Source organism: Sphingomonas sp. 10B4, from assembly GCF_035019905.1.
Classification (GTDB): Bacteria; Pseudomonadota; Alphaproteobacteria; order Sphingomonadales; family Sphingomonadaceae; genus Sphingomonas; species Sphingomonas glacialis.
This window is the reverse complement of the sequence record NZ_JASJVC010000002.1, coordinates 118,833-134,060: the sequence shown is the minus strand read 5'-3', so window position 1 is coordinate 134,060 and position 15,228 is coordinate 118,833. Positions and strand designations below refer to the sequence as shown.

At 66.7% G+C, this 15,228-nt stretch carries 13 protein-coding genes; 9 read left to right on the top strand and 4 right to left on the bottom strand.

Annotation, left to right across the window (positions count from 1 at the left end; genetic code table 11):
* The first annotated feature begins 216 nt into the window (after window positions 1–216).
* The gene (locus QN347_RS01340) at window positions 217–1,389 is read left to right on the top strand and encodes a zinc-dependent alcohol dehydrogenase (protein WP_322160777.1); all 1,173 of its coding nucleotides are present in this window, start codon (window positions 217–219) and stop codon (window positions 1,387–1,389) included.
* A gap of 111 nt (window positions 1,390–1,500) precedes the next feature.
* Here the strand turns inward: QN347_RS01340 and QN347_RS01335 are convergent, their stop codons facing one another.
* Window positions 1,501–3,435, bottom strand: a complete 1,935-nt coding sequence (locus QN347_RS01335; RefSeq protein ID WP_133191742.1) for a potassium transporter Kup — start codon at window positions 3,433–3,435, stop codon at window positions 1,501–1,503.
* A 137-nt stretch (window positions 3,436–3,572) separates the two neighbouring features.
* On the opposite strand from QN347_RS01335, the gene pdeM reads away from it, so the two are divergent.
* The gene (gene pdeM, locus QN347_RS01330) at window positions 3,573–4,262 is read left to right on the top strand and encodes a ligase-associated DNA damage response endonuclease PdeM (RefSeq protein WP_322160775.1); all 690 of its coding nucleotides are present in this window, start codon (window positions 3,573–3,575) and stop codon (window positions 4,260–4,262) included.
* Between the two features lie 47 nt (window positions 4,263–4,309).
* Here pdeM and msrA read toward each other — a convergent pair whose 3' ends face one another.
* Both msrA and QN347_RS01320 read right to left on the bottom strand, forming a co-directional pair.
* The gene (msrA, locus tag QN347_RS01325) at window positions 4,310–4,966 is read right to left on the bottom strand and encodes a peptide-methionine (S)-S-oxide reductase MsrA (protein WP_322160774.1); all 657 of its coding nucleotides are present in this window, start codon (window positions 4,964–4,966) and stop codon (window positions 4,310–4,312) included.
* Window positions 4,967–5,056: 90 nt separating this feature from the next.
* A complete protein-coding gene (locus tag QN347_RS01320; RefSeq protein ID WP_322160773.1) occupies window positions 5,057–5,686 on the bottom strand; it encodes a DedA family protein in 630 nt (209 codons plus the stop codon).
* A gap of 167 nt (window positions 5,687–5,853) precedes the next feature.
* Between QN347_RS01320 and rpiA the strand changes: the two genes are divergently transcribed.
* The 6 genes from rpiA (at window position 5,854) to QN347_RS01290 (ending at window position 13,011) form a co-directional block, all read left to right on the top strand.
* The gene (rpiA, locus tag QN347_RS01315; RefSeq protein ID WP_322160771.1) at window positions 5,854–6,522 is read left to right on the top strand and encodes a ribose-5-phosphate isomerase RpiA; all 669 of its coding nucleotides are present in this window, start codon (window positions 5,854–5,856) and stop codon (window positions 6,520–6,522) included.
* Between the two features lie 81 nt (window positions 6,523–6,603).
* Window positions 6,604–8,703: a transketolase gene (tkt, locus tag QN347_RS01310; RefSeq protein ID WP_322160770.1), complete on the top strand. Its 2,100-nt coding sequence runs from the start codon at window positions 6,604–6,606 to the stop codon at window positions 8,701–8,703.
* A gap of 212 nt (window positions 8,704–8,915) precedes the next feature.
* Entirely contained in the window at window positions 8,916–10,025 is a 1,110-nt protein-coding gene (gene tal, locus QN347_RS01305; protein ID WP_322160768.1) for a transaldolase, read from the top strand.
* 147 nt (window positions 10,026–10,172) lie between these two features.
* Window positions 10,173–11,156, top strand: a complete 984-nt coding sequence (gene gnd, locus QN347_RS01300; RefSeq protein ID WP_322160767.1) for a phosphogluconate dehydrogenase (NAD(+)-dependent, decarboxylating) — start codon at window positions 10,173–10,175, stop codon at window positions 11,154–11,156.
* Window positions 11,153–11,950 carry a Cof-type HAD-IIB family hydrolase gene (locus QN347_RS01295; protein WP_322160765.1) on the top strand — a complete coding sequence of 266 codons (798 nt, stop codon included), beginning with the start codon at window positions 11,153–11,155 and terminating at the stop codon, window positions 11,948–11,950. Before gnd ends, QN347_RS01295 begins: the two co-directional genes overlap by 4 nt.
* Before the next feature lie 47 nt (window positions 11,951–11,997).
* Window positions 11,998–13,011 carry an acetamidase/formamidase family protein gene (locus QN347_RS01290; protein ID WP_322160763.1) on the top strand — a complete coding sequence of 338 codons (1,014 nt, stop codon included), beginning with the start codon at window positions 11,998–12,000 and terminating at the stop codon, window positions 13,009–13,011.
* Between the two features lie 116 nt (window positions 13,012–13,127).
* Here QN347_RS01290 and QN347_RS01285 read toward each other — a convergent pair whose 3' ends face one another.
* Window positions 13,128–13,691, bottom strand: coding sequence for a cytochrome b (locus tag QN347_RS01285; protein WP_322160761.1), 564 nt, complete (start codon window positions 13,689–13,691; stop codon window positions 13,128–13,130).
* A 103-nt stretch (window positions 13,692–13,794) separates the two neighbouring features.
* Between QN347_RS01285 and QN347_RS01280 the strand changes: the two genes are divergently transcribed.
* Entirely contained in the window at window positions 13,795–15,225 is a 1,431-nt protein-coding gene (locus QN347_RS01280; RefSeq protein ID WP_322160760.1) for a glycosyltransferase, read from the top strand.
* The last annotated feature ends 3 nt before the right edge of the window (window positions 15,226–15,228 follow it).

Sequence of the window (15,228 nt, the reverse complement as noted above, 5' to 3'; positions counted from 1 at the left end):
AGATGTGTATAAGAGACAGGTGCCGGGGTGACGTAGGGGGCAGAGAATCCGCGCCTTACCCTAAGGTGCGCAGCACGGGCTTCGTCTCGGACTTGATCCGGCTCACCCCAAAAAACAACAGCTTACGCCCCCCCCCATTCCGCACCCTGACGCGTTGGGCCGCTTGAAGACTCTTCCGCACCCCCGGCGGAAGCATCCAACAATCGGAGACGAAACATGCGCGCATTGGTATGGCACGGCAAAGGCGACGTCCGCGTCGACACCGTCAAGGACCCCGAAATCCAGCATCCGCGCGATGCGATCATCAAGGTAACCGCCTGCGCGATCTGCGGGTCGGATCTCCATCTGCTCGACGGCTACCAGCCGACGATGCAGGCCGGCGACATCCTCGGGCACGAGAACATGGGCGAAGTCGTCGCGCTGGGCTCGGAAGTGACCAACCTCAAGATCGGCGACCGCGTCGTCGTCCCCTTCACGATCAGCTGCGGCGATTGCTTCTTCTGCCGCAAGGGCCTGTTCTCGGCGTGCGAGCGCACCAACCCCAATGCCGAGCTGGCGATCAAGGCGATGGGCCATTCGCCCGCCGGCCTGTTCGGCTTCAGCCATATGCTCGGCGGCTATTGCGGCGGCCAGGCGGAATACCTCCGCGTGCCGATGGCCGATATCGGCCCGATCAAGGTGCCCGACAGCGTCACCGACGAGCAAGCCCTGTTCCTCTCCGACATCTTCCCGACCGGATACATGGCCGCCGAGAATGCGCAGATCGAACCCGGCGACACGGTCGCGATCTGGGGCTGCGGTCCCGTCGGCCAGTTCGCGATCCGCTCGGCGCTGATGCTGGGTGCGGGCCGCGTCATCGCGATCGACGAAGTGCCCGAGCGGCTGCTGATGGCGCAAGCCGGCGGCGCCGAGACGATCGATTTCAGCGAGACCGAAAACGTCTATGATGAGCTGCAATTCCGCACCAAGGGCCGCGGCCCCGACAGCTGCATCGACGCGGTCGGCTGCGAGGCTTCGGGGCATGGCAGCTTCGACGCGGTGCTCGACAAGACCAAGGCGACGATCGGCCTCGCCACCGATCGCATCCATGTGCTGCGCGAAGCGATCATGAGCTGCCGGATGGGCGGCACGGTGTCGATCCCCGGCGTCTATGTCGGGATGGGCGACAAGGTCCCGCTCGGCGCGTTGATGAACAAGGGGCTGACGATCAAGACCGGCCAGACCCACGTCCAGGCCTATACCGCGCCGCTGCTCGCGCGGATCGAGGCGGGCGACATCGACCCGAGCTTCGTGGTCACGCACCCGGCGAGCCTCGAGGATGCGCCAGAGATGTACAAGAAGTTCCGCGACAAGGAGGACGGCGTGATCAAGGTGGTATTGCGGCCGTAAGGCACGCTGCGACCCCTTGTGCTACGAAACGCCCCCCGTCGGCCATGCCGGTGGGGGGCGTTTTGTGTCGGCGGATCGCGCTGTGATACCGAGACCAAAGCGCGGCGTGGGTTAGACGGTAACCTGCTCCCCCAACTCCAGCACCTTCCCCGGCGGGATCTTCAGGAAGTCGGTCGGGTCGCTCGCATTGCGCTGCAGGAACATGAAGATCCGGTCCTGCCACAGCGGCATGCCCTGGTCGGCGGCGGGCTTGATCGTGTTGCGGCCGATGAAATAGCTCGTCTTGGCGGGATTGAGCGACTTCTTGTGGCTCACCGCCTCGAGCCCCAGGTCGCGCGGCACGTCGGGCGATTCCATGAAGCCATAGGTCAGCACGATGATCGTGAAATTGGCGTCGACCGGGCGGATTTCGGCGCGCTCGTCCTGCTCGACCGAGGGGCGGTCGGCGGTGCGGATGCTGCAGATGAGGTTCTTCTCGTGGAGCACCTTGTTGTGCTTGAGATTGTGCAGCAACGCGCCGGGGGCGCTGTCGGGGTTGGCGGTGAGGAACACCGCGGTCCCCTCGACCCGCTCGGGCGGGCGCTTGGCGAGTGCCGCCGCCAGGTCGGCGAGCGGGACGCTCTGGCGCAACTCGAAGGCGCGCACGATCCCGCGCCCGCGGTTCCAGGTGTAGATGACGAGGCCGATCACCGCGGCGACGACCAGCGGTACCCAGCCGCCCTCGATCACGCGCAGGATGTTCGCGCCGAAGAAGATCAAATCGAGCGTCAGGAACGGCAGGATGACGGCGAGCGCGAGCGGGCGCCCCCAGTTCCAGCGATGCCGCACGACGATATAGGCGAGCAGCGTCGTCACCACCATCGTCCCCGTCACCGCGATGCCATACGCCGCGGCCATCGCCGAGGAGGTGCGGAACTGGATCACCAGCACCAGCACGCCGACCAGCAGCAGCCAGTTGATCGAGGGGAGGTAGATCTGCCCGGCCTGCGTCGCCGAGGTCTGGCGGATGCGCAGCCGCGGGAGGAGCCCGAGCTGGATCGCCTGTTGCGTCAGCGAATAGGCGCCGGTGATCACCGCCTGGCTGGCGATGACGGTGGCCATCATCGCAAGGCCGATCAGCCACGGACGGAGGCCCTCGGGGGCCATGAGGAAGAACCAGTCCTGGTTGACGAACGGCTTGCCCGCCGCGGCAGCGGCCTCGAGCGCGCTCAGCGCATAGGCGCCTTGCCCGAGATAGTTGAGGATCAGGCACGGGAAGACGAGCACGAACCAGCCGATGCGGATCGGCAGCACGCCGAAATGGCCCATATCGGCGGTCAGCGCCTCGGCACCGGTGACGGTGAGGAACACCGCGCCGAGCACGAAGAGCCCGGTCACGCCGTGCGTCGCGAGGAAGATCGCGCCGTAATGCGGCGAGATGACGCGCAGGATCGAGGGCTCGTCGGTTATGTGCCACAGCCCGAGTGCGCCGATCGCGAGGAACCAGACGATGCAGACCGGGCCGAACAGCGCCGAGACGCTCGCCGTGCCGCGGCTCTGGATGAAGAAGAGCGCGACGAGGATGACGATCGTCACGCCGAGGATCACCGAGTCGGAGAACACGTCGCCAAGCCCCGGGATCGTCTTGAGCCCCTCGACCGCCGAGAGCACCGACAGCGCCGGGGTGATGATCGCGTCGCCATAGAAGAGCGACGCACCCGCCGCGCCCAGCACGAGCGCGATCAGCGAGCGCTTGCCGAGCGCACGCCGCGCCAGCGCGGTCAGCGCGAGCACGCCGCCCTCGCCCTGATTGTCGGCGCGCATCAGGAAGATGACGTATTTGACGGTGACGACGAGGATCAGCGACCAGATCGCGAGGCTCAGCACGCCGAGGATCTCGCCGGGGTCGAGCCCGTCCTTGGCGGTGAGGTTGAGCGCCTCGCGAAAGGCGTAGAGCGGGCTGGTGCCGATATCGCCGAACACCACGCCGATCGCGCCGATCGTCAGCGCGACGAGCGCTGGGTGCGGGGTGGCTTTGGCGACAATGCTGTCAGTGGCAGAGGTCATAAGGGGGTAATGGCTCGCCGGAGAGGACGGCGCGCTTTACGCCCGTTACGCCTTTGCGCAAGCGGTTTAACCGAACGGGACCGTCGCTCGCCCGGACAGCGTTGCATGGTTGCATCGATTGCGACATAGGCGGGGTCATGGTTCCCTTTTCGTTCGCCCCGCTTGCCTTCGGGGGGCATTCCCTGCTCGCCTTGCGCAGCGGTGCGCTGTTCTGGCCGGCGCGCCAGGCGCTGCTGGTGGCCGATCTCCACTTCGAGAAAGCGAGCTGGTTTGCCAAGCGCGGGCAGATGCTGCCGCCGTACGATTCGCTCGCGACGCTTGCCGATCTCAGCGCGGTCGTCGACGCGCTCAGCCCGCGCGAGATCTGGTGCCTCGGCGACAGTTTCCACGACCCCAAGGGCTGCGAGCGGTTGCCCGCCGCGGCGCAGGCGACGCTGCGCAGCCTGACCTCGGCGGCGCGCTGGACGTGGATCACGGGCAATCATGATGCGGGGCACGATGCCGGCTTGGTCGATCGCTGCGGCGGCGTGGTGGTCGACGAGGCGGTGGTCGACGGGCTGGTGCTCCGCCACGAAGCGAGCGCGCGCGAGACGCGGCCCGAGCTGTCGGGCCATTTCCATCCCAAACTCCGGCTGCGCGTGCGCGGCCGCAACGTCTCGCGGATCTGCTTCGTCGCGACACCGACCAAGCTGATCCTGCCCGCATTCGGCGCGTTGACCGGCGGGCTCGACGTCGATCACCCCGAGATCATCCGCGCGGTCGGGCCGGGGGCGGAAGCGCTGATCCCGGTCGAGGACAAGTTGCTGCGCTTCAAGGTGGCAGCGTAGCGGGAGAAGAAAGCCCCTCCCCTCAAGGGGAGGGGCTTAAAGAAGGATCAGCTCGCCAGTTGCGGGAACCCCGCGCGGAACGCCGCCACCTTCGGTTTGTCGAAGGTCACGATATACGGGTGGTTGGGGTTCCGGTCGAAGAAGTTCTGGTGATACGCCTCCGCCGGGAAGAAGCTGCCGCTCTCGATCTTGGTCACGATCGGCTTGGCGAAGACATGCGCTTGCCCGAGCTGCGCGATATACGCCGCCGCAACGCCGCGCTGCGCCGCGCTCTGCGGGAAGATCGCCGAGCGATAGCTATAGCCGCTGTCGGGCGTCTGGCGGTTGAGCTGCGTCGGATCGTGCGCGACCGAGAAATAGACGCGCAGCAGCGTCGCATAGCTGACCTTGGCGGGATCGTAGACGACGCGGATCGCCTCGGCATGCTGCGTCGTCTCGGTCGAGACTTGGTCGTAGGTCGCGGTCTCGCGCGTGCCGCCGGCATAGCCCGCAGTGACGCTCTTCACGCCCTTCACATGCTCGAACACCGCTTCCATCCCCCAGAAGCAGCCGCCCGCGAACACCGCGGTCTGCGGGCCGCTTGCAGTGACGTCGGTCTTGGAGACGGGGATCGGCACCGCGCGCTCGGCTTTCGCCGTGCCGCCGCCGAGCGCGTAGAGCGCGATTCCGGCAAGGCCGGCAATGATCAGGACGGGCTTGAACATCGAAACACCTCTGAGGCCAGGACATAACGCCATTCGCATCATGCACGCGCCAAGTTACGCTTTGGCGGTCGACAAAGATGTCGTGTCGAATCAGGGCCGCTTCAAGCCACGCACGCGGTGCCAGATGTAGAAAGCGACCGCGGCGACGAGCACGACCGCGATCACCGCATCGGCGCTGTGGAATGCCGCCTTCATCGCCGGGCTCTTGTTCCACTGATCGCCGAGCTTCATCCCGACCCAGGCGAGCCCGAAGCACCACGGCCACGAGCCGAGAAAAGTGTAGATGTGGAACGGCACCAGCGGCATCCGCGCGACGCCTGCCGGGAAGGCGATGAACGAGCGGATCACCGGCAGCAGCCGCCCGATCAGCACCGCCATATTGCCGAAGCGCGCGAAGAAGCGATCGGCGGCATCGAGCTCGCCCGGGCCGACCAGCACGTAGCGGCCCCACCGCTCGGCGAGCGGCCGCCCGCCGCGCTTGCCGATCTCATAGGCGACGATCGACCCGAGATTGCACCCGATCGCGCCCGCGGTAGCTGCGAGGAACAGGTCGAAGCGCCCGGTCGAGACGAGATAGCCCGCGAACGGCATGATGATTTCGGACGGCAGCGGAATGCACGCCGACTCGATCGCCATCAGGAGTGCGATGCCGAGATAGCCGCCGCTCGAAATGACGCCGATGGTGAAAGTGGCGAGGATGCCGAGGATTCGTTCGATCATGGGTGGAGGCTTTGCCGCGCGCGTTGGGCTGGGGCTAGGAGAAAGTTTCTTCTCCCCTCCCTGAAAGGGAGGAGAGGCCCAAGCGGTGGGGTTTCGCGTTTCATCGAGGGCAAAAGGCGAGAACGGCCTTCGACAAGCTCGCGACGAAGCGGCTAAGGGGTGCCGCCATGAACGAGTCCGACAAACGCCTCGCCGCGCTCGCCGCGATTGCCGAAGTCCGCGCCGGGATGATCGTCGGGCTCGGCACCGGCTCGACCGCCGCGTTCGCGATCGCGGCGCTCGGCGACCAGGTTCGCGCCGGCCTTGAGATCAAGGCCGTCGCCACCAGCCTCGCCACCGAAACCAGCGCCCGCGAGGCCGGCATCCAGCTCATCGAGATGCCCGCCCGGATCGACCTCACGATCGATGGCGCCGACGAGATCGACGATGCCCTCAACGCCATCAAGGGCGCCGGCGGTGCGATGCTGCGCGAAAAGGTCGTCGCCGCGGCGAGCGACCGGATGATCGTGATCGCCGACGGATCGAAGCGCGTCGCCAAGATCGGCGCAGCGGAAATCCCGGTCGAGATCCTGCCTTTCGCCCAAGCGTTCGTGGCTGACCGACTCGCCGCGCTTGGCAGCACGCCAACGCTGCGGGCGGGTTTCACCAGCGACCAGGGCAATCCGATCCTCGATTGCCGCTTCCCCGCCGACATCGATCATACCGCGCTCGCCGCGGCGATCGACGCGATTCCAGGCGCACTCGGTCACGGTCTGTTCCTCGCCGAGGTCGATGCCGCCTATATCGCGACCGACGGAGTCGTTACGCGGCTAGAACGCGGCCGCGCGAGCGACTAAAGCGCGATCCTTATCTTCAACCCCGGGCAACCCGACCGACGCGCGAGCGTTCAGCGACCACACTAAAAGGCGACCCCCTGCATGGCCGACACCCAGACCCAAGCGAACCCCGCAACCGCGCTCCACGAGGATGGCAGCCCCGAGCGACTCCAGATCGACACGATCCGCACGCTGTCGATGGATGCGGTGTCGACCGCCAAGTCGGGCCATATCGGAACGCCGATGGCGCTCGCGCCGGTCGGCCATACGCTGTGGACCAAGTTCCTGCGCACCGATCCGTCGACCCCCGACTGGCCCAACCGCGACCGTTTCGTGCTGTCGGTCGGCCATGCGTCGATGCTGCTTTACGCGCTGCTGCACCTCGCCGGCGTCGAGGAGATCGATCGCGATGGCAAGAAGTCCGGCGCTCCCGCGGTCAGCCTCGACGACATCAAGGCGTTTCGCCAGCTCGGCTCGAAGACGCCGGGCCATCCCGAATATCGCCACACCACTGGCGTCGAGACGACGACGGGTCCGCTCGGTGCCGGCTGCGGCAATTCGGTCGGCATGGCGATCGCCGAGCGCTGGCTCGCCGCACGCTACAATCGCGACGGCTTCAAGCTGTTCGACCATGACGTCTACGTCTTCTCGGGCGACGGCGACATGATGGAGGGCGTCGCCAGCGAAGCCGCCAGCCTCGCTGGTCACCTCAAGCTGTCGAACCTGTGCTGGGTCTACGATTCGAACCACGTCTCGATCGAGGGCGGCACCGACCTCGCGTTCGACGAGGACGTCGGCAAGCGTTTCGAGGCTTATGGCTGGCACGTTCTGCACGTCGACGACGCCAACGATTGCGCAGCGATGGCGGCGGCGCTCGACAGCTTCAAGGCCTGCGACGACAAGCCGACCTTCATCGTGGTGAAGAGCATCATTGGCTATGGCAGCTCGATCCAGGGCACCGCCAAGGCACACGGCGAGGGCATGACGCTCGACGACATCGCCAACACCAAGAAGGCCTATGGCTGGGATCCCGAGGCGAAGTTCCTCGTCCCCGACGGCGTCAAGGAAGGCTTCCACAAGGCCGTCGCCGATCGCGGCACGCCGCTGCGCGAAGCCTGGGACGAGATGCGCGCGCGCTATGCCGACGCATACCCCGAGCTGTCGAAGGAACTCGATGCGCTGCTCACCAGCCAGCTCCCCGAGGGCTGGGATGCCGACATCCCGACCTTCGACGCCGATGCCAAGGGCATGGCGTCGCGCGATGCCGGCGGCAAGGTGATGAACGCGATCGCCGCCAAGGTGCCGTGGTTGATGGGCGGCTCGGCCGATCTCGCGCCTTCGACCAAGACGCTGATCGACAATGGCGGTTCGTTCCAGGCGGACAGTTATGGCGCGCGCAACCTGCACTTCGGCGTGCGCGAACACGGCATGGGCGCGGTCGTCAACGGCATGGCGCTGTCCTACCTGCGCTCTTACTCGGCGACATTCCTGGTCTTCTCGGATTACATGCGCCCGCCGATCCGGCTCGGCGCGCTGATGGAACTCGGCGCGACCTACGTCTTCACGCACGATTCGATCGGTGTCGGGGAAGACGGCCCGACGCACCAGCCGATCGAGCAGGTGATTTCGCTCCGCGCGATCCCCGGCCTCGACACGATCCGCCCGGCCGACGCCAATGAGACCGCATGGGCGTGGAAGGCGGCGATGCAGTCGGCCAACCACCCGACCGCGCTGATCCTGTCGCGCCAGGCGCTGCCGACGATCGACCGCTCCAAATATGCGAGCGCCGAGGGCCTGATGCAGGGCGGCTATGTGCTCGCCGATAGCCCAGAAACCGACGGCGCCCCGCAGGTCATCCTGATCGCGACCGGCTCGGAAGTGTCGCTCGCGCTCGAAGCGCACGACAAGCTCGTCGCACAGGGCGTCGCATCGCGCGTCGTCTCGCTGCCGAGCTGGCATCGCTACGAGAGCCAGGACGCGGCATACAAGGAGTCGGTGCTCCCCGCGGCAGTCACGGCGCGCGTCGCGATCGAGATGGGCAGCGAGATCGGCTGGGATCGCTATGTCGGCACGCACGGCAAGACGATCACCATGTCGACCTTCGGCGCCTCGGCCCCGATCGCCAAGCTGCAGGACAAGTTCGGCTTCACCGTCGACCATGTCGTGAAGGTCGCGACCGAGATGGTCAACGCGGCGAAGTAACGAAGCCAGGGCCTACCTCCCTGTCACCCTCGCGAAAGCGAGGGTCCCGCTTCTTCTCGCAAGCGCGGGGCAAGGCAGCGGGATCCCCGCCTTCGCGGGGATGACGGGGAGGGGATCCACCACTAATCGCCCCCACGGGGTTGTTCGCGTAACCGCCGTGCCCAAATGCAGGGCTACAAGGGCGCACGACACAGATTTTCGGAGAAGCACTGATGGGCCGTTTGAACGATCTCGCAGCATTGGGTCAGGCCGTGTGGCTCGACTTCGTCGACCGCAAGTTCCTCGCCGAGGGCGGCCTGCAGAAGATGGTCGACGAGGATTCGCTGACCGGCGTCACGTCGAACCCGTCGATCTTCGAAAAGGCGATGGGGCATGGAGATGCCTATGACGCAGAGCTCGCCGCCTTCGACAAGACCCATCCCGATGCGCCGACGATGGAGCGCTACGAGCATCTCGCGATCCTCGACATCCAGGCCGCCGCCGACACGCTGCGCCCGGTCTACGACCGGCTCGAGGCCAAGGACGGCTATGTTAGCCTCGAAGTCTCGCCCTATCTCGCCAACGATACCGACGGTACGATCGCCGAGGCGCAGAAGCTGTGGAAGGCGGTCAACCGTCCGAACCTGATGATCAAGATCCCCGGCACCCCCGCCGGTGTCCCCGCGATCGCCGCGACGATCGATGCCGGAATCAACGTCAACGTCACGTTGCTCTTCTCGCAGAACGCGTATCAGGCGGTCGCCGAAGCCTATGTCGAGGGCCTCGAAAAGCGCGTCGCGCGGGGTGAGCCGATCGACAAGATCGCCAGCGTCGCAAGCTTCTTCATCAGCCGGATCGATTCGAAGATCGACGACAAGATCGATGCCGGCGTCGGTGGCGACGACGCCAAGGCGCTCAAGGGCAAGGTCGCGATCGCCAACGCCAAGCTCGCTTATGCCTGGTATGAAGAGTTCATCGCGTCGGCCCGCTGGCAAGCGCTCGCCGCCAAGGGCGCGCAGGTCCAGCGGCTGCTTTGGGCGTCGACCGGCACCAAGAACCCTGAGTATCCCGACACGCTGTATCTCGACACGCTGATCGGCAAGGACACCGTTAACACCGTGCCCCCCAAGACGCTCGACGCGTATCGCGAGCGCGGCACCGCGGCGGCGACGCTCGGCCAGGACGTCGCCGGTGCGCGCCACGTCATCTCGGAGACCGAGCGGTTAGGGCTCGACCTCGACGGCGTCACCGACACGCTGGTCGAGGAGGGCGTCGCGTCCTTCTCCAAGGCTTTCGACGATCTGCTCGGCGCGATCGCGGCAAAGCACCCAGCGCACGCCTGACCTGTCACTTTCTTCCCCGGCGGAGGCCGGGGCCCAGTCGAGACACGGTCATGGCGGCAGACAGCCTTTCACGATCACGGTCTGCGCGACTGGGCCCCGGCCTCCGCCGGGAAAGCTGTACCGCTTTTTGATCGAAGGATTGTCCACATGAAGATCGGGATCATCGGCTTGGGCCGCATGGGCGGCAACATCGCGCGCCGGCTGATGCGCGCAGGCCACGAGCCGGTCGTGTTCGACCGCAACGTCCCCGCGGTCGAGGGCCTCGTCGCCGATGGCGCGATCGGCGCGAGCTCGCTCGAGGACATGCGCGACAAGCTCGGGCACCCCGGCATCTACTGGGTGATGCTCCCGGCCGGCGACCCGACCGAACAGACGATCGCGACGATCGGCGGCTTCGACACCAAGGGCGACATCATCATCGATGGCGGCAACAGCTTCTACAAGGACGACATCCGCCGCGCCAAGGCGCTGACCGAGCAGGGCACGCACTACGTCGATGTCGGCACGTCGGGCGGCGTGTGGGGGCTCGAGCGCGGCTATTGCATGATGGTCGGCGGATCGAAGGAAGCGGTCGACACGATCGACCCGATCCTCGCAGCGCTCGCGCCGGGTATCGGCACGATCCCGCGCACGCCGGGCCGGATCGAGGAGAATGAGGATCCGCGCGCCGAGCAGGGCTATATTCATGCCGGGCCCGCGGGCGCCGGGCACTTCGTCAAGATGGTGCACAACGGCATCGAATACGGCCTGATGCAGGCCTATGCCGAAGGCTTCGACATCCTCAAGGGCAAGGCGTCGGACAAGCTGCCCGAGGACGAGCGCTTCGATCTCAACCTCACCGACATCGCCGAAGTCTGGCGCCGCGGCAGCGTGATCTCGTCGTGGCTGCTCGATCTTACCGCGATCGGCCTCGCCAAGGACCAGAACCTCGAACAATTCACCGGAAGCGTCGCCGATTCGGGCGAGGGCCAGTGGACGATCGACGCCGCGATGGAGGAGAAAGTCCCCGCCAACGTGCTGACCGCCGCGCTGTTTGCGCGCTATCGCAGCCGCGTCGATCATACCTTCGGCGACAAGCTGCTCTCGGCGATGCGCTTCGGCTTCGGCGGCCATGTCGAGATGCCGCAATGAGCGTCAAGCTCGTCGTTTCCGACGTCGATGGCACGCTGGTCGACAAGCAGAAGCAGGTTACACCCGGCGTCAAGGCCGCGGTCGCGCGGCTGCGCGAGGCGGGCGTCGGGTTCACGATCGTCAGCGCGCGGCCGCGTTCGGGGATGATGCCGATCGCCGAGCTGCTCGGCATCGACGCGCCGATGGGCGCGTTCAACGGCGGCACGGTATTCACCCGCGACGGCACGGTGACGAGCCAGCATTATGTCCCCCGCGCAGTTGTCGAGGGCGTGTTCGACGTCGTTAAAGGCGCGGCGGTCGACACCTGGGTGTTCGCCGACGATCAATGGTATGCCAGCACCGATCAGGGCGGGCATGTCGGCAGCGAGAAGCTGGCGTCGAACCAGGCGCCGGTCGTGCGGCAGGACTTCACCGATCTGTTCGACCGCGTCGACAAGCTGACTTTCGTCAGCGACGACGCCGAGCTGCTCAAGGCGCTCGCCGAACAGGCCAAGGGGTACGGCGACCGCGCGACGATCGCGCAGTCGCAGGTCTATTATCTCGACGTGACAGCACTTGCCGGCAACAAGGGCGATGGCGTCGCCGCGCTATCCGAGACGCTCGGCGTCCCGCTCGGCGAGATTGCGGTCCTCGGCGACCAGGCCAACGACTTGCCGATGTTCGCCCGCGCCGCAGTGTCCTACGCAATGGGGCAGGGGCCCGAGGCGGTCCGCGCCAAGGCGACGCATGTCGTGGCGAGCAACGACCAAGACGGCGTCGCCGAGGCGATCGACGCGATCCTCGCTGGACGCTGAGCGTCGCGTGCGCCACCTTTGCCCGAACGGGTAAACAGGGGTGGAATATGCGATACTGGATGGGATTGATCGGGCTGGCCGTCGCGAGCCCGCTGGCGGCCAAGACGCATGATCTGCCCGCCACGCCGCAGACCGTCGCCTGGGGGCATTACGACGCGACCTCCAAGCCCGTCTTGACGATCGAGTCGGGCGACACCGTCGTCGTCCATACGCTGCTGACCAACAGTCCGGCAGGGCTCGAGAAAGCGGGCGTCGCGCCCGCCGATGTCGAGCCCGCATTGCGCGCGGTCTATGCCGGCGTCCCAGCGAGCGAGCGCGGGCCGGGCGGGCACGTGCTCACCGGCCCGATCGCGATCACCGGCGCCGAGCCCGGTGACACGCTCGAGATCCGCATCCTCAAGATCGATCTCGCGATCCCCTATGCCTACAACGCCTTTCGCTATGGCGCGGGGTTTCTGACCGACGATTTCCCCTATGCGCGGATGAAGATCGTCCCGCTCGACCGCAAGGCGATGCTCGGCCGTTTCGCGCCGGGCGTGGATGTGCCGCTGCGGCCTTTCTTCGGCAGCATGGGGGTGGCACCGCCGCCTTCCTTCGGCCGTTATGATTCGGCTCCGCCGACGATCAATGGCGGCAATATGGACGACAAGGCGCTCGTCGCGGGGACGACGCTGTTCCTGCCGGTCCATGCCAGCGGTGCGCTGTTCCAGGTCGGCGACGGCCATGCCGCGCAGGGCAATGGCGAAGTCGACATCACCGCGCTCGAAACCTCGCTGACGGGGACGCTGCAGTTCATCTTGCACAAGGGCGACAAGGCGCCGTATCCGCGCGCGGAGACCCCGACGCACTATATCGCGATGGGGTTCGACGACGATCTCAGCAATGCGACGCGCAAAGCGCTGCGCAACATGATCGACTTTCTCGTGGCCGCGAAGGGGATGACGCGCGACGATGCTTATATGCTGATCAGCGTGGCGGGCGATGTCGAGGTGACCGAACTCGTCGATCGCAACAAGGGCGTGCATGTGATGCTGCCCAAGGCTGTGTTCACCAAGCGGTAGCGCCAATGCTCCTGCGTCACCCCGGCCTCGTGCCGGGGTCGACCGTGACGCGCCCACGGTCAGAACGCACATCCCGGTAGACCCCGGAACAGGTCCGGGGTGACGGTTGCGCGGGTCTACCGCCGACCGAACCACATCCGCTGCAGCTCCTGCGACCGATCGAGCCACTGGTGCTTGATCGCCCCCGCCAGATGCAGCGCGACCAGCGCGTAAACGCCATAAGCGATGATTTCGTGCGCTTCGCCAAAGCCGTCATGCACCGCTTTCTTCGTCGCGGGATCGAGCGCCATGATGAACCCCAGCCGCGGCCATTCGAACAGGCCGTAGAGGAACATCGGATGGCTCGCCGCATCCTTATAGGCCGAATCCATGATCCACCCCGTCAGCGGCATCGCGAACAGGATCAGGTACAGCCCCCAATGCACGATATGCGACGCGCCGACTTCCCAGCGCGCATAGCCCTGCGGCAGCGGCGGCGGGCGGTGGCCGAGGCGCCACAGGATACGCAGCAGCGCGAGGCCGAGGATCGTGATGCCGATCGACTTGTGCAGGTCGATCGCCGGGCGCACCTGCACGTCGGCAAGATTCGGCCACGTCCAGGCGAGCAGGACATTGGCGACGATCAGCGCCGCGATGATCCAGTGGAGCAAGATCGCGACATGGGTGTAGCGCTGTAACATCGACCGGCTCCTCGCGATTTGGTAGGGCGGAGCCTAGCGGCCCGGTCGTGGCCGCGCTAGGCGCGTCATCGCTTGTTCATCCACTATCGGTAACGCCCCCGCAATGACCTCGCTCGCCGAAACGCTCGTTGCCGAATCCCCGCGGCTCACCCCGCGCCGCGTGCCGCTCGCAAGCCGCCTGATCGGCGCGATCGGACCACTGCTGTTCCTCGCTTTGTTCGTTCAAGCGTTCATGCGGCAAAGCCTGGCGGTCTGGTCGATCGGGATCGCCTATATCCTCTACGACACGGCGCTGTTGGCGTTTACCGCATGGAACATCCGCGACCTGCGCCAGACGCCCCACCCAACGCCTGTCACCTCGCCCAGCTTCGGCGTCATCGTCGCGGCGCATAACGAGGCGAGCGTTATCGCCGCGGCGATCGACCGGCTCGCGGGGCAAGCGTCGCCGCCCGATCTGATCCTGATCGCCGATGACGGGTCGAGCGATGCGACCGCCGAAGTGCTCGAGCGGCGCTACGGGCTCGCTGTCCCGCCGCTCGGCACGATGACACCGCCCTCGGCGATCCTGCCGTCGCTGCGCTGGCTGCGGCTGCGCCATACCGGCAAGGCGCGCGCGCTCAACGCGGCGATGGTGCAGGTCGATACCGAGGTCGTGCTGACGGTCGACGCCGATACGCTGCTCGAACCCGGCGCAATCGCCGCGATGCGCGCGGCGTTTGCCGCCGAGCCGACGCTCGTCGCGGCGACCGGCGTGCTCGCGCCGATCTGCGGGCGCGATCTGCAGGGGCGCTTCTTCGAGTGGTTCCAGACCTACGAATACGTCCGCAACTTCCTGTCGCGCCACGCCTGGGAGCGGCTCGACAGCCTGTTGCTGATTTCGGGCGCGTTCGCTGCGTTCCGGCGCGAGGCGGTGGTCGCGGTCGGCGGGTTCGACCCCGATTGCATGGTCGAGGATTACGAGCTGATCCACCGGCTCTATCGCCATGCGGCCGATCATGGTCGCGACTGGAAGATCCGCGTGGTCGGCGGCGCGCTCGCGCGGACCGATGCGCCGGCGAGCCCGATGGCATTCCTGCGCCAGCGGCGGCGCTGGTTTGGCGGCTTCCTCCAAACGCAGCGTTGGAACCGCGACATGGTCGGCGCGCGGCGCTTCGGCTGGCTCGGCACCGCGATGCTGCCGGTCAAGGCGCTCGATACGGTGCAGCCGATCTACGGGCTCGCGGCGTTCGCGATCCTCGTCGGGGTGGTGATCAGCGGGCGCTTCACGCTCGCCTTGCCGATCCTGCTCGTGATGCTCGCCAAGATCGCGATCGACCTGACCTTCCACCTCTGGTCGCTCGGCATGTACAAGCGCTGGACCGGGCAGCGCGAGGGGCTCGCGCTGTTCCCCGCGCTGATCGCCGCGCTCCTCGAGCCGTTCAGCTTTCAGCTGCTGCGCCATGCCGGGGCGGTGTGGGGCTGGCACGCGTTCCTGACGGGGCGCGAAAGCTGGGGCCGGCAGCAGCGCACCGCGATCGTCGCGCCGGCGGAGTGAGCG

Coding starts and splice junctions, on each gene's coding strand:
- QN347_RS01340 (WP_322160777.1), top strand. CDS start 217: ATGCGCGCATTGGTATGGCACGGCAAAGGCGACGTCCGCGTCGACACC.
- QN347_RS01335 (WP_133191742.1), bottom strand. CDS start 3,435: ATGACCTCTGCCACTGACAGCATTGTCGCCAAAGCCACCCCGCACCCA.
- pdeM (WP_322160775.1), top strand. CDS start 3,573: ATGGTTCCCTTTTCGTTCGCCCCGCTTGCCTTCGGGGGGCATTCCCTG.
- msrA (WP_322160774.1), bottom strand. CDS start 4,966: ATGTTCAAGCCCGTCCTGATCATTGCCGGCCTTGCCGGAATCGCGCTC.
- QN347_RS01320 (WP_322160773.1), bottom strand. CDS start 5,686: ATGATCGAACGAATCCTCGGCATCCTCGCCACTTTCACCATCGGCGTC.
- rpiA (WP_322160771.1), top strand. CDS start 5,854: ATGAACGAGTCCGACAAACGCCTCGCCGCGCTCGCCGCGATTGCCGAA.
- tkt (WP_322160770.1), top strand. CDS start 6,604: ATGGCCGACACCCAGACCCAAGCGAACCCCGCAACCGCGCTCCACGAG.
- tal (WP_322160768.1), top strand. CDS start 8,916: ATGGGCCGTTTGAACGATCTCGCAGCATTGGGTCAGGCCGTGTGGCTC.
- gnd (WP_322160767.1), top strand. CDS start 10,173: ATGAAGATCGGGATCATCGGCTTGGGCCGCATGGGCGGCAACATCGCG.
- QN347_RS01295 (WP_322160765.1), top strand. CDS start 11,153: ATGAGCGTCAAGCTCGTCGTTTCCGACGTCGATGGCACGCTGGTCGAC.
- QN347_RS01290 (WP_322160763.1), top strand. CDS start 11,998: ATGCGATACTGGATGGGATTGATCGGGCTGGCCGTCGCGAGCCCGCTG.
- QN347_RS01285 (WP_322160761.1), bottom strand. CDS start 13,691: ATGTTACAGCGCTACACCCATGTCGCGATCTTGCTCCACTGGATCATC.
- QN347_RS01280 (WP_322160760.1), top strand. CDS start 13,795: ATGACCTCGCTCGCCGAAACGCTCGTTGCCGAATCCCCGCGGCTCACC.